Raw genomic sequence first — 13,736 nt, forward strand, 5'->3', positions numbered from 1 at the left:
CACGCTTCACACGTTTACGACACGCCGTCGTTGACTGGGAGCTTGTCCGCAATACCTACTGGTTCGAACGTTTGTGCGATACGCTGCCCAGTCACCGGGACCGAAGGCAGACCCGGAACGCAAGAAAAGCCCGGTAGGTGCTGTCACACCTACCGGGCACGGAAACCCCCTCACCTGCAGGAAAAGAGGTTTACCAGTGAACGAGTGTAACCCGCTGTCACTGTCTCCGACCGAGGTTGCCCAAGCCCACGACCTGGGCTGCGGCATCGGCAGAATCGAGTCGAACACCGGCTTGGTGATCGAGGCCACGTTGATGCACTTCCCGGCCGAATGCGGCGACCCCGCCTACTCGATGCTCGAACTCGACATCACGACTGACCAGTGCGGACGCATCGGACTTGACCCCGAGCTTGCCCGCCGGCTCCACTGGGAACTCGGCAATTGGGTCGCGAAGCTCGATGCCCTCGAAGCGCAGTCGCCGCGCCTGAATTGAGGACACGCGACCGCGTGAAGATCGGCGAATGAGGGTCCGCTATTGGTGGGCCCTCTTCGCTATGCCGTGGGGATGCAGCGCCGCAGCAGTGCTGTACCTACGCCAGTCGGAAACTGCGATTGCTGTAGTTGCTGCTGTACCAGCCGATTTCGGCGCGCTATTGTGGCGTCAGCCAGGTGCGCGTGCTGTGCAGTTCAGCGACTGTTTCGATTCGTGGAGCCGATGACGGGAATCGAACCCGCGTATTCAGCTTGGGAAGCTGATGTTCTACCATTGAACTACATCGGCATGCAGGGGTTATACCGTGATCCGAGGATCCGGCCCTTGCAAGCGGCAACTGTAGCAGAAGCGTCCGCGTGTGTGTTCGATGCGGCTCGGTGGCGTGGTGGCGAGGAGTAATCGTCGAGGTCCGCGCCCGTCACGATGGGCGCCCCGGTAGCCTCTTGCTGTGCTGCTCTCAGATCGTGACATCCGTGCCGAGATTTCCTCCGGACGACTGGGCATCGACCCGTTCGATTCCGAGATGGTGCAGCCCTCCAGTGTCGACGTCCGGCTCGACGGTCTGTTCCGCGTCTTCGACAACACCAAGTACACGCACATCGACCCTGCGCTCCGTCAGGACGAGTTGACGTCGTTGGTCGAGCCGACGGCGGGGGAGCCGTTCGTGCTCCACCCGGGGGAGTTCGTCCTCGGATCCACCCTCGAGGTGTGCACCCTGCCCGACGATCTGGCCGGCAGGCTCGAAGGCAAGTCGAGTCTCGGGCGTCTCGGCCTGCTCACTCACTCCACCGCGGGATTCATCGATCCCGGATTCAGTGGGCACATCACTCTCGAGCTGTCGAATGTCGCCAACCTGCCGATCACGCTGTGGCCGGGTATGAAGATCGGTCAGCTATGCCTGCTGCGCCTCACGAGCGCCGCGGAGAACCCCTACGGCAGCTCGACTGTCGGGTCGAAGTACCAGGGGCAGCGCGGGCCGACCCCGTCGAAGGCGTACCTGAACTTCGCCACGCATCCGGGCGGCCGTACGCGCTGATATGCGCGCCCTCGGCGGCCCCCTGCCGAGCGCCGTTGGGATAGTTGAAGATTCAGGCATAGGCGCTGGGTGTGCCGGGTGTGTGCGCGAATCCGGCAGCCAGCTCCGCCCACCTCGGTGTGAGATGCGACACATTGACATACCGTTCGGTTCGCGCTGGCGAGGGTCATTTCGGCCGCCCAGGTGAATCAATCAAGACGTCCGTCCGGGCCGGCGTGGGCCTGGTCATGTCGCCGTGCGGCGGGGGGTGGGCGCGCCGGTGGTGGCCGAAAGGGCTCCAATGAGGCACTGGGTGCGAATGGTCTTCGCAGGTCGACTCGGTTACCCGAGAGTAGTACTGCGGTACCAGTAGTTGCTAAAAGGTCAGTCTCCCCGTTAATTTCGGGTAGGGACTTTGTTCCCTGGTGCGTCGACATTGTGGACGTTCGTCCAAATCATCGAGTCCGTGAACCGGACGAATGCCCAACTCTTGCAGTCGGTCTCTACGACTTTTGGCGAGCATCGGGCCGTGCTAGAACGATTCCGTACAGCAGAGGGTGCAGGGCAGATTTGCACCCGATGCGCATCTGTACCAGGGGTGAATTCACGACCTTCGCGGGCTCTCGAGCGTGCGGAGCGGGGATGATCCCGAGCCGGTGTCGTCGCCTTCGTGCGCCGGGCCGGGGGGACTGGGCAGATGATGCGGACTGTGCGTCTCGGCGATGTCGAGCGCGCAGTTCGGGCTCGACAACAGATCGACCCGTCGGGGGTCATGTCATGTGAATGGTCGATGGAGGTGAAGGCGTGACGGCTTCGCGTTACCTGGAAACGGGAGCCGAGGTGGGGTTGGATGAGGGTCCTGTTCCGCTTCGACTGGTGGATGAAGCTTCTCCGCAACATAATTCGCGCAGCCTTTGGCAGCACTGCTACGTCAGTCGGCTGCGGATGGTCGACGCGGCCATCGTGGGACTGGCCGTAGCGGCGGCGCAGATCGTTCGATTCGGAACAACCTCCGAGTCGGTAGCTGCCGGAACCATCTCGGGGCTCAGCTACACGATGATGTCCGTGGCACTGGCCGGTCTGTGGATCGCGATGCTCGCGATCCATCGCACCCGGTCGACCCGGGTCATCGGTGCCGGTGCCGAGGAGTATCGCCGAATCGTCGCCGCGACGTTCCAGCTCTTCGGCCTGATCGGCATCGTCAGCCTGCTGTTCCGTGTCGACATCGCCCGCGGATACCTGGCGATCGCCTTTCCCGCCGGACTGGCCGGCCTGCTGGCCGGTCGGTGGGTCATGAGGAAGGTAGTCGCCTACAAGCGGGCGAAGGGCGACTGCCACACTTCGGTGCTCGTCGTCGGCAGCCAGCAGTCGGTACTGACGATGACGCGAAACTTCGAGCGTGAGTCCTCGTCCGGCTATCGCGTGGTCGGTGTCTGCATGCCGGGTTACGGCTATCGCGACGACGAGCACGTGGTGGTCGACGGCCGCGAGATCCCGGTGCTCGGCAACGAGTACTCGGTGGTCGACGCGCTGCGCGACTGCGGCGCCGACACCGTGGTCGTCACCGCCACCGAGCAACTCGGACACGACGGAATCCGCGGTCTCGTGTGGGATCTGGAGCCGCTGAACGTCGACCTGGTGGTGGCGCCCGGTGTCGTGGACGTCGCCGGACCGCGTCTGGTGATGCGCCCCGTCGCCGGCTTCCCGCTGATCCACGTCGAGAAGCCGCGGTACCACGGCGCGAAGCGCTTCGGGAAGACCGCATTCGACTTCTGCTTCGCGTTGGCTGCGCTGATCCTGATCTCTCCGGTGATGCTCGTCGCCGCGATCGCGGTCAAGGCCACCAGCAAGGGGCCGGTCCTCTACAAGTCGGAGCGCATCGGGCTCAACGGTCGACCGTTCCCGATGTTGAAGTTCCGCACCATGGTCGACGGCGCCGACAAGCAGGTCGCGGCATTGCTCGGCCAGAACGAGGGCGCCGGTGTCCTGTTCAAGATGAAGGACGATCCCCGCATCACGCCGGTCGGAAAGTTCCTGCGCAAGTACAGCCTCGACGAACTCCCACAGTTCGTGAATGTCCTGCGCCGTGAGATGAGCGTGGTCGGACCTCGTCCGCCGCTGCGCCGGGAGGTCGAGGCCTACGACGGCACCGTTCGCCGGCGGATGCTCGTCAAGCCGGGCCTGACCGGTCTGTGGCAGGTCAGTGGTCGCAGCGACCTGTCCTGGGATGAAACTGTGCGACTTGATCTTTCATACGTCGAGAACTGGTCGATGATGCAGGACATCCTCATCGTCGGGAAGACCGTCCGTGCCGTCACGGCCGGCAGCGGCGCCTACTGACGTCGAGGACCTCGAATCTCGGGACCCATCAGTTCTGAATCAAACCCGAAGCTCGAGAGGGTCGGATGAACACAACTCAGGGCTGGCCTGACGGGATCGCGGACGGACGACGTCTGCTGGTGGCAGCTTCAACCGGCGGCCATCTCGATGAAATGATCAGGCTCAGTGACAGTTTGAACATGAGTGACGACTCGGTGTGGATCACCTTCGATACACCCCAGAGTCGTTCTCTCCTGGCAGACCGGCAGGTGCACTACCTCGACTACGTTCGACCACGGGACGTGGGAGCGGTCGCGCGGGGCGCACGTTCGGTCAATACTCTCCTCCGCCGCGACAAGGCATTCGACGGCGCGATCAGCACGGGATCGGGTATCGCGTTGAGTGTGTTGCCGACGACGCGACTGCGTGGCATCCGGTCCGTGTACGTCGAGAGCGCGTGCCGGTTCGACGGGCCGTCGATGTCGGGTCGGATTCTCAGCCGGATACCGGGGCTGACATGCCTGTCCCCAGGACCGGCGTGGTCGGACCGCTGGACTGCCGGCCCCTCGGTGTTCGGCAGGTACGAGGTCCACTCCGTGGAGCGTGCACCGAATCCGCGAATGCTGGTCAGTCTCGGCACGATTCGTCCCTATCGATTCGATTCGTTGATCGATTCCGTGTCCCGGACCGGGATGGCCGGCGCGGAGACGACCTGGCAGGTCGGTGTCACCGATCGGGACGATCTGTCGGGGACCGTGGTGCCCGAGTTGTCCACCGGTGACTTCGAGCGGTTGATCGACGAGAGCGACGCCGTGATCACGCACGCTGGCATCGGCAATGTGCTGCGGATCCTCGACCGGGGCAAGCTGCCGATCGTCGTTCCCCGGCGGAAGAGTCGTGGCGAACACGTCGACGATCACCAACTGGAACTCTGTAAAGCACTGAATCAGAAAGGAATCGGAGTGGTCTGTGATCCCGAGGACCTCACGGCCGCATCGATCGAGACTGCGATGTCCAGCAAGGTTGTGAGGGTGGCGTGAACGACACGAGCGTATTCATCAGCTGGATCAAGTTCCATGGCCGTAGCGCGGAGCTCGCGACCCGGCTCGGCTCCGTCCCGGTGTTCATGGAATCCCGGTGGCCGAAGGCCCCTGCGCCCCTGCGATACCTGGAACTGGCAGTCCGCACCGCACTTCTGCTGCGGAAGGGCCAGTGGTCCGCGGTCATCGTCATGTTGCCGCCGGCGCCTCTGCTGCTGGTCGCGAAGCTGTTCAAGAAGCGTGGAACGCCTCTGGTTGCCGACATGCACACGGGCGTGTTCTCCGACCCCAAATGGAAATGGGCCCTGGGGCCCTCGATGAAGATCATCGGTCGCGACTTCGCGATCGTCACCAACTCGGAACTCGTCGACGTGTGTGCGGACCACGGCGTGCGCGCCTTCGCATTGCACGATGTCGTCGCGAGCAAGTCCGTCGACCCGGGCGGTGTCGCGGATACCGATCGCACCGTGCTGTGCCCGCTCGCGTACGCCTCGGACGAGCCGATCGCCGAGATGATGGAGGCCGCGCGGTCGCTGCCGGACGTCACGTTCCTACTGACCGGCAATGCCCCGGAGAACGTCCGCTCGGGGGCACCGTCGAACGTCGTGTTCACCGGATACCTGTCGAATGCCGACTACGACGACACGATGCGGCGTGCGGGCGTCGTGCTCGCGCTCACGACCCGGGACCACACGATGCAGCGGGCCGGCTACGAGGCGCTGATGTGGGGCGTTCCCGTCGTGACCTCCGACTTTGCGCTGTTGCGAGACTACTTCGGGGAAGCGGCACTCTACAGCGACTGCTCGGCGACCGACATCCGCGACAAGGTGATGCACGCTTTCGCCGAGAATGCAGAGTTGCGGGTCAGGTCCGCGGAGGTCCTCGAACTCCAGATTCTCGAACAGGATCGCCAGATCGGGAACGTACGAGGGATTCTCGAGCGCCCGGTGGGTACGCGGTGAAGGCCCGAGCCTGGCTGGCATCGCGTCCCGAACTGCGTCGGGCACGTGACCAGGTGTTGCTCGCCGGCTCGTACTGGAGCGACTGGGCACGCTTCCGCGCACATTCCGGGATGGCCGATCGGGGCGCCCGCGGGATCCGCGCGCAGATCGTGATGGATGCTCATCGCCTCGAGAAGGGGCTGGCGCTCCCCGAGCCACGAGTGTGGTTCGGCCGCGAGGTGATCGAGCGACTGCTCGACAACACCGAGCGCTACTGCGCGGCACACCCGGTCGACGAGGTCGACGAGTACATCGTCGACGCGGCGATCGGCGCCTTGACCGAGTACTTCCGGACGAACGACGTCTCGGGTACCACCTCGCCGGAGTGGGCCCGATCGGCGGCCGATCGGGCCGCCAAGCTGCTCGCGAACCATCCGGCGCGCTCCGAGGCCAATGTCGGCGGTGTGGTGCCGATCGGCCCGTCCGCCTTCGACGCCAGTGGCGTCACCGCGGAAGCCTTCACGCGTTTCACGCGCTCGCGCCACAGCATCCGCAACTACGCTGCGGACGGTCCGGACCGCCGGACGATCGTCGAGGCGATCGCGCTGGCGGGGACGTCCCCGTCGGTCTGCAACCGTCAGGGTTCGCGGGTGCGGATCTTCGAGCGGGGTCCCGCTGCGGACGCGGTGCTCGCGCACCAGAACGGCAACAAGGGATTCGGCCACACCGCCAGCCATGTGCTCGTCGTGACGCAGGACATCGAGGCCTTCGTCGCGCCGGGCGAACGCAACCAGGCGTTCGTGGACGGCGGGATGTTCGCCATGACGCTGATGTATGCGCTGCACGCTGCGGGTATCGGCTCGTGTGCGCTCAACTGGAGCCGGACCGCCGCCGACGACAAGAAGCTTCGATCCACCTTGGATCTTCCGGCGAACGAGGTGGTGGTCACCCTGATGGTGGTCGGTCTCCCGGCCCCGGATGCTCTCGTCGCCAAGTCCCCGTCTCGTCCCGGCATCGTCCGTTGACCGAGGTCGGCAGCGACATGAACCGCGAAGTCGTCTCCTCCGCGCCGCCACCGGCCGCGGTGGAAGCGATCACACCGCCGGCCGAACCGTCCCTCTCACGGACCGAAACGTGGGTCGTCGCCTTTGCACTGGCAGCGGTCCCGACGTCGGCGGGCAGTGCCCGCGGACTGATCGTGCCCGGACTCCGCTTGTCGGAGGTCCTGACGGTGGCACTGGGCGTCTGGTGCGTCGTGCGCCTCGGAAGCCGGATGCGGATGTCGGGGCCCGCTTTCGGCGCGGTGTTCGCGTTCACGGCGGGCAGTGTGGTGGCGGGACTGCTCGCAGCATCGCACCGATCGGATCTTCCGATGTCGCTGCTGGTGCAGGACTCCGTCGGCGTCGCGCAGTACCTGATCCTGTTCGTCGTCGCCTTCAACCTCGCGGGATTCGCCCGTGTCGTGGAACGATTCGTCGAGATCCTCATCTGGGCCGGCGGTGCGATGGGCGTCATCGCCGTGTTGCAGCTCGCCGGATTCCAGCCGAGCCGGGACCTCGGAACCTTCGTCACCGGCAACCTCCACATCGCCGACCCGCTGCTGTGGAAGGCTCCGCGCAGCTTCGGCCTGTTCTACGCCTGGCATGCGCTGGGCGGATACCTCGCGCTCGTCTTCATCCTCGGCATTGCGGTCATGGCGGGCACTCTCGGGACAGTCCGCGGTCGCCGGCTGCTGTGGTTGCCGATCGGCGCCGTTCTCGCCGGCCTGCTCACGACCCTGACCTTCGCGCCCATCGCGATCGGACTCGGCGGCGCCGCCGCGGTCACCTTGTGGCGGCACAAGCTCTCGCACCTACTCATCGCGAGCTTCGTGTTCCTGATCGTGTTCTTCGAGACCGAGGTGGGGCAGGAGCTGAACTCGCGGGTCATCGCGCAGAGTGCGAACAGTGGTGGCGAGCTACCGCAGACGATCGCGTATCGGCTCAACGTGTGGCAACGAGACTTCCTCCCCCTGATCGGGGAGAACTTCTGGACGGGCTACGGTCCGACCTCGGAGGCCGATGCGGTCTTCGCCTACCCGGAGTCGATGTACATCGCCGTGCTGCTGCGTGGCGGTGTTCTCCTGCTGCTGGCGCTCGCCGTGCTGATGATCGTTGCCGTGGTCGTCTCGTACCACGGCTCGAAGGTCGCCTCGGCGGAGTGGAGCGCCGCCGGTTCGGTCGCGACCGCGACGATGGCAGCCATTCCGTTCCTGTTGTGCGCGATGATCATCCATCCGTACCTCAACGATGCCGGGATCTCGCAGCTGTTCTTCGTGTTCCTCGGCATCTCGGCGGCCGCGGCCGCGGCACAGAAGCGCCGCCGGGATGAGTGACGTCGGAACCGCGACACGGTCCCGGATAGCCAAGGTCGTCACGCTCGGATCCTCGGTCGGTGCGCAGACCTGTGCGAGTCTGGCGTCCCTGCTGTTGGCCGTGGTGGTGGCCCGATCCCTGGACCAGGCGATGCTGGGCATCTTCTCGCTGATCAGCGCCACCCTCGTGATCATGCTCGGCGTCGTGCGGGCACTCTCCACCGAGCTGATCGTCTTTCGGGACTCGATCGCCGAGCGTGCATACGGGGACAGCCAGTACGACGGTTGCACCACCGCGAACCTGATCCTGGGCTGCGTCGGCGGAATCCTCGTCGCGGCCACGGCCGTGGTGTTCCGTGAGCACGCGCTGTCATTGCTCGTCGCAGGCGCTGTCGTACCGGCGTCGATCCTGCAGGACCACTGTCGCTTCGTCCTCATCCACGAGCGGCGTTCGACGACTGCGTTGATCGTCGACCTGGTGTTCTTCGCAGTGCAGGCAGTCGGACTCGTCGTGGTGGCCGGCTCCCCGAACCTCGCTGTCTATCTGTTGCCGTGGCTTGTCGCGAGTGTCGTGGCGGGCGGGTTGGGACTCTGGTTGTGTCCGGTTCGGATTCGGCCCGCGGCGGGCCTCCGGTGGATTCGGGTCACCTGGCCGGGTGGGCGCGCCTATCTGGCGGACTTCGTCACCACCAACGGCGTGAGCCAGTCCGCGATGTACATCGTCTCGCTCTTCGGGGGCGTGGCCGCGGCCGGTGCACTGCGGGGAGCGCAGATCCTGCTCGCGCCGCTGCAGTTGGTGCTGCGTGGCGGTCTGGTCGCGCTGGGGTCCGAAGCGTCGCTCCTCGCGAAGCAGCAGCGGTACCGAGGACTGTTCCTGCTTGCCTGCGGGTACTCGGCCGCAGGTGCGCTCGGGTCTGCTGTGGTGGTGCTCGCGATGTACCTCGCGCCGGACCGGCTCACCTCTGCCCTGCTCGGTGACACGGCCGACGCGGCGATGACGGTACTGCCGTTCGCCGGCGCAGCATCTGCCGGACTGTGTGTCGCCATGGGGGCCGGCCTCGCCCTCCGGTCCGTCGGGATGATCCGGAAAGTGGTTCGGGTCAAGCTGATTCTGGCGCCGATCTCACTGGTGCTCGTGGTCGTCGGGAGCTGGACCGCCGGGGCGGCGGGATCACAGGCCGCGCTGGCCGCGGCCGAGACCGGGCGTGCAGTCGGCAGTTGGCGGGAGTTCGCACTATGGAACAGGGGACGGAAATGATTGCCGAAACACGGAATCGGGGCGGCCGGGTCGCACGACAGCTGGCGCGGAATCTCGCGGGCAGGCTCCGCGGCTCGGGACTGTGGTACCGCGCGATCTGGAACCACGACCGAGTGGTCACCGCGCTGGTGCACCGGGCCGATCCCGCGCCGGCCGGTACGCGGGACTCGACCGTACTGATCGCCGCGACCGGGCACGGGAACATCGGGGACCAGGCCATGCTCGAGTCCTTCCTCGACAACACCCCCGGCAGCATCACCGTCGTTCTGAATTCGATCTCTGCAGCGACGATTCCGGACCGACACGTCGATCGCGTCACCGTGGAGTGCCTGCCTCGTCTGATCGACGGGAACCCGCTGTCCCGAACGCGAGACATGGTGCGGTTCGTCCGTATCGTGAGGGCCTCCGGACATGTCAGCGTTGTCGGCGCAGACCTGATGGACGGTCTGTACAACCCGACGGGTTCGATCTCGCGGAGCAGTTGCCTACGGAGCGCAGTGGATCTCGGCGCGTCGGCGCGGATCGTCGGATTCAGTTGGTCGGCCGACGCGCATCGGTCGGCGATCCGGGCACTGCGCGAAGCGGGACCCTCGGTCCAGTGCATGGCGCGCGAACCGCTCAGTGCCGAACGACTCCGTGCATGCGGGATCGCCGGCGTCGAATCGGTCGCGGACACCGTCTTCGCTCTCGGCGGTGAGGAGGCCTACGAACCCTTCACGAGGTGGGCGGATGCGCTCGGGTCGGACCGCCGGATCGCGCTGGTGAACATGAGTGCGCTCATCGGTGCCCGGTCGGACCAGGTGTCCGACTATCGCCTGATCGTCTCCGAACTCGACCGCCGTGGCTTCGCGATCGTGATGCTGCCGCACGTCATCCGCGCATCCGGCGACGACAGTGCGGAGATCTCCAAGCTTCCTGTCGCGGAGCTGGTCCCGGAGGCTCTCGTGATCGACGAACTGTTGTCGCCGTTGCAGATCCGTGGTCTGGCGGCGCGGGCCGATCTGGTGGTGACGGGCCGGATGCACCTGGCCATCATGAGTATCAGCCAGGGCGCCGTTCCGATCACCCTCGGCACGCAGGGCAAGGTGGAGGGTCTGTACCGGCTCTTGCGTATCGGCAACCTCGAGGTCGCCCCGGATCCGGGGTTCGGGAAACGGGTGGTGGCGGAGATCGGGCGGATCGATCCGCAACTCGGCGAGCTCCGTGTCCGCCTGGTGGAGGATCTGCCGGCGGTCCGCGCGCTCGCGGCGCGCAACTTCGGTTCCGGCGCGGGTCCGGCCGATTCGGTCGCCTCCCTGGATGCAGGGATGGTCCGATGACCCAGACGGTCGAGAAGGCGACCCGCGTCGGGTGGGTCGACGTCGCGAAGGGCGCCGCGATCCTCCTCGTCGTCGTGCACCACACGATCATCTTCCTCGAGGCCGTCGGCTTCCCGATGGGGCCGATCGTCAAGGCCAACAATGTGCTCGTGACGATCCGCATGCCGCTGTTCTTCATCGCGGCTGGACTGTTCGCCCTCAGCCCGATCTCGGGAACCTGGCGTGCGTTGTGGTCGCGGAAGATCTCGCTGTTGTTGTGGGTGTACGTCGTGTGGTCGGTCGTCCGCTTCGCCCTCTTCTCGGTCGTCCCCTGGCCGCTGGACTCGAGTGGCGCGGGAACCTTGTCGAGCCTGGTGTCGATCTTCGTGCTGCCCTCCGGCGGCCTGTGGTTCGTCTATGCCCTCGCCCTGTTCTTCGTGATCGCGCGTGCCACCCGGTCCCTTTCCCCGTGGATCCTGTTGACGGTCAGCGGAGTCCTCTCGGCCGTCGTCGGGTCCGGCCTGATCTCGTCCGGCGTGTACGAGTGGGACAGCATGGCCACCTACCTGGTCTTCTTCCTTGCCGGATGCCACCTCCGTGGGCGGATCGTGGCCGCCGTCGATCGCATCACGGTGCCACTGACCTGCGGGTTGGTGGCGGTCTTCGCGGGCGCATCCGTGGGTTCGTATCTGTTCGACCTGCAGGACGTCCCGGGTGTACGCCTCGCGACCAGCGTCGTCGGCGTGACAGGGGCTCTCGCGGTCGCGCGACTGGTCGCCGACTCGCAGATCGGCCGGCAGCTGCAGTACCTGGGGCGGAACACCTTGCCGATCTACCTCATCCACTACCTCGCGATCGCCGGCATCGTCGTCGTGCTCCCGACGTTCGGTGGGGGTTCGCTTGCGGTGTCCGCTGTACTCGTGCTCGTCATTTCGGCAGTTGCCGTGTCGATCTCGCTCGGCCTCTACCGCGTGACCAAGGACGTGCCCGGACTCTACGACGCTCCCGCATGGTTGAGCCGACGGTGAAGGCGTCGGCTGGGGATGCCCGCTCCGAGCAGACGAGAAGGCTCGGGGCGGGCACTGCAGTCGTCTACCGCGGACTAGTCGCACCGCGGGACGTCGGTGGTGACCGTGACCGGGGCGACGAGCGGTTGCACCGGAACGGTCGCGGGTCCCGCGACGGTGGGTTCCGTCAGCTCGAAGGTCACGGTGCGGGTCTCTCCGCGGGGGATCTGGATGTCGACCGTGTAGACCGGGTGGCCTTGCTCGCGACCGGTGAGAGCGAACAGCGATCCCTTGTCGCCGGAAGCCCGCTTCAGCGTGGATCCCTGGGTGCCATACAGCGACAACAGCATTCGGGCCGTACCGCTCTCGGCGCCGGTGTTGTTGTCGACCATGCCGGCGACGTAGTCGGGCAGCGCGGCATCGGGGGTGTCGTTGCCGAGCACGACGGTGACGGTCGACTGGCGGGTATCGCTCTCACACGACCCCGCGGTGTAGCTGATGTCGCGGGTCAGGTAGTAGTCGAGCTTGTTGCCCGCGGCGTTGTTGACGATCACGTTCGCGTAGGGCGCAGGGTCGTCGGGGACGACGTGCCCCAGCGGCGTCTGCGCGATGACCTCCTGCTCGTCGGGATGCGTGCTCCAGACAGCGATGCGACGCTCGGACACGGCACGCCCCAGTGCTTCGAGCAGAGCGGTCGGGTTCTTCACGTTGCCGGTCATCTTCGCGACCACACGTCCAGCGAGTTCCTGCAAGTAGGCCTTGCGTGCGGCGTTGTCGTCCGCGAACCGGATGTAGGCCGTGGACTCGGTCAGTTCGACGACGTTGTCCGCATCGACGATCTCGCCGTCCGCCATCGTGATCGGGCCGATGGCACCGAGCACATAGCTCAGGGCCACGGGATCGGTGGCGAGCACACCGTCGACGACAGATCCGCTTTCCTGCGCCCAGATCGACTGCCAGATCCGGCCGGCGTAGGGAAAGTGCGGGCTGAGGTTGGCGTTGCGCCAGTCCGTCGTGGGCCGGTGGCGGCCGTAGAGGTCGGCGTAGTCGGCCCCGAGATCGATCGGCTGCTGCTTCAGCGAGATCTCCTTGTTGGCGGCCAACTCGTCTACCCGCACGGCGCCGTCCTTCGCCTGCAGAACGGCGAATCCTCCCATCAGACCGCCGGTTCCACGCGCTTCGGCGTTGGTCTGGAAGGCGAGGAAGTAGCTCCGATCACCTTCGCCGCCGAGCATCCGCGGCAGAAGCTGGGCCGCGGTACGGGTATTGGACAGGATCCCGGACAGCTCCCGTACCTGATCCTGCAGCTGAGTGCGTGCGTCCTCGACTGCACCGATCGGCGACGACGCCTCGATCTCGGCGGCACTGCTCGAGATCTTTTGTGCAGCCGCGGCGGAAGCGTCGAGAGCCGGCAGGGCGGAGCTGAGCGAATCGAGGTTCACGCGCCCGCCGGACCCCACGAGCAGACGGGGTTCGAGAGCCGATCCGGCGTCGACCGCGCTCGGCAGGACGTCGCGAGTGAGGTCGCGGACGACGTCGGCGATCTGTTGCACCGATCCGAACGTTCCGCCGACGAACGGGACGGACTCGGCGACGGTCCACGGAAGCGAGTGGGTGGCGTCGGCGGCCGCCGACGCATGTTCCTGTGCCCGTCCGATGGCAGCGCGCGCGGTGGCCGTGTCACCGTCGAGCAGGGCGGTCTTCGTGATGGACGCCTGATCGCTCGCGGCGAGGAGGTCGGACCGGACCTGCACGGTCGTGTAGGCCAACCAGCCGCCGCCGACGAGAAGTACCGCCGCAGCGACGCCGGTACCGACGACGATCGGACGGCGGTGGAGGGGTCGAGGTTCGGACACCGTGTTGAGCTCCTGTCGAACATGTTGCAGGACGGGACTTGTCGCGATTCGCCGTTGAGCGAGACTGATTCGGGGTGTGGGGAACAACCTAGCCACACCCACCGATGGCCCACAACTCCAGTGGAATTCGTGAGTTCGCCGCACGCTCGTGCGCGG

Annotated in this window: 11 protein-coding genes and 1 tRNA gene; 10 read left to right on the forward strand and 2 right to left on the reverse strand. The window is 66.0% G+C overall.

Annotation, left to right across the window (positions count from 1 at the left end; translation table 11 throughout):
- Nucleotides 1–196: 196 nt before the first annotated feature.
- On the forward strand, nucleotides 197–493 hold the full coding sequence (locus tag AC1RIF_RS19870) for a hypothetical protein (RefSeq protein WP_492603079.1): 297 nt from the start codon (nucleotides 197–199) through the stop codon (nucleotides 491–493).
- A 214-nt stretch (nucleotides 494–707) separates the two neighbouring features.
- Here AC1RIF_RS19870 and AC1RIF_RS19875 read toward each other — a convergent pair.
- Nucleotides 708–781, reverse strand: a tRNA-Gly gene (locus AC1RIF_RS19875).
- A gap of 160 nt (nucleotides 782–941) precedes the next feature.
- On the opposite strand from AC1RIF_RS19875, the gene dcd reads away from it, so the two are divergent.
- The 9 genes from dcd (at nucleotide 942) to AC1RIF_RS19920 (ending at nucleotide 11,745) form a co-directional block, all read left to right on the forward strand.
- The gene (dcd, locus tag AC1RIF_RS19880) at nucleotides 942–1,529 is read left to right on the forward strand and encodes a dCTP deaminase (RefSeq protein WP_492603080.1); all 588 of its coding nucleotides are present in this window, start codon (nucleotides 942–944) and stop codon (nucleotides 1,527–1,529) included.
- Between the two features lie 762 nt (nucleotides 1,530–2,291).
- On the forward strand, nucleotides 2,292–3,848 hold the full coding sequence (locus AC1RIF_RS19885) for a sugar transferase (RefSeq protein ID WP_492603081.1): 1,557 nt from the start codon (nucleotides 2,292–2,294) through the stop codon (nucleotides 3,846–3,848).
- Between the two features lie 179 nt (nucleotides 3,849–4,027).
- Nucleotides 4,028–4,867, forward strand: coding sequence for a glycosyltransferase (locus AC1RIF_RS19890; RefSeq protein ID WP_492603082.1), 840 nt, complete (start codon nucleotides 4,028–4,030; stop codon nucleotides 4,865–4,867).
- Complete coding sequence (locus AC1RIF_RS19895) at nucleotides 4,864–5,829, forward strand: glycosyltransferase (protein ID WP_492603083.1); 966 nt, start codon at nucleotides 4,864–4,866, stop codon at nucleotides 5,827–5,829. Before AC1RIF_RS19890 ends, AC1RIF_RS19895 begins: the two co-directional genes overlap by 4 nt.
- Nucleotides 5,826–6,833 (forward strand): nitroreductase family protein, encoded by a 1,008-nt coding sequence (locus AC1RIF_RS19900; protein WP_492603084.1) that lies wholly within the window; start codon nucleotides 5,826–5,828, stop codon nucleotides 6,831–6,833. The genes AC1RIF_RS19895 and AC1RIF_RS19900 overlap by 4 nt, the downstream gene beginning before the upstream one ends.
- A 17-nt stretch (nucleotides 6,834–6,850) precedes the next feature.
- Nucleotides 6,851–8,182: an O-antigen ligase family protein gene (locus tag AC1RIF_RS19905; protein WP_492603085.1), complete on the forward strand. Its 1,332-nt coding sequence runs from the start codon at nucleotides 6,851–6,853 to the stop codon at nucleotides 8,180–8,182.
- Nucleotides 8,175–9,419: an MATE family efflux transporter gene (locus AC1RIF_RS19910; protein WP_492603086.1), complete on the forward strand. Its 1,245-nt coding sequence runs from the start codon at nucleotides 8,175–8,177 to the stop codon at nucleotides 9,417–9,419. Before AC1RIF_RS19905 ends, AC1RIF_RS19910 begins: the two co-directional genes overlap by 8 nt.
- On the forward strand, nucleotides 9,416–10,738 hold the full coding sequence (locus tag AC1RIF_RS19915; protein WP_492603087.1) for a polysaccharide pyruvyl transferase family protein: 1,323 nt from the start codon (nucleotides 9,416–9,418) through the stop codon (nucleotides 10,736–10,738). The genes AC1RIF_RS19910 and AC1RIF_RS19915 overlap by 4 nt, the downstream gene beginning before the upstream one ends.
- On the forward strand, nucleotides 10,735–11,745 hold the full coding sequence (locus AC1RIF_RS19920) for an acyltransferase family protein (RefSeq protein WP_492603088.1): 1,011 nt from the start codon (nucleotides 10,735–10,737) through the stop codon (nucleotides 11,743–11,745). The genes AC1RIF_RS19915 and AC1RIF_RS19920 overlap by 4 nt, the downstream gene beginning before the upstream one ends.
- Nucleotides 11,746–11,819: 74 nt before the next feature.
- Here the strand turns inward: AC1RIF_RS19920 and AC1RIF_RS19925 are convergent, their stop codons facing one another.
- The gene (locus AC1RIF_RS19925) at nucleotides 11,820–13,580 is read right to left on the reverse strand and encodes a DUF4012 domain-containing protein (RefSeq protein ID WP_492603089.1); all 1,761 of its coding nucleotides are present in this window, start codon (nucleotides 13,578–13,580) and stop codon (nucleotides 11,820–11,822) included.
- Nucleotides 13,581–13,736 lie beyond the last annotated feature (156 nt).

This window comes from Prescottella sp. GW823-FHT02E09, assembly GCF_058797375.1.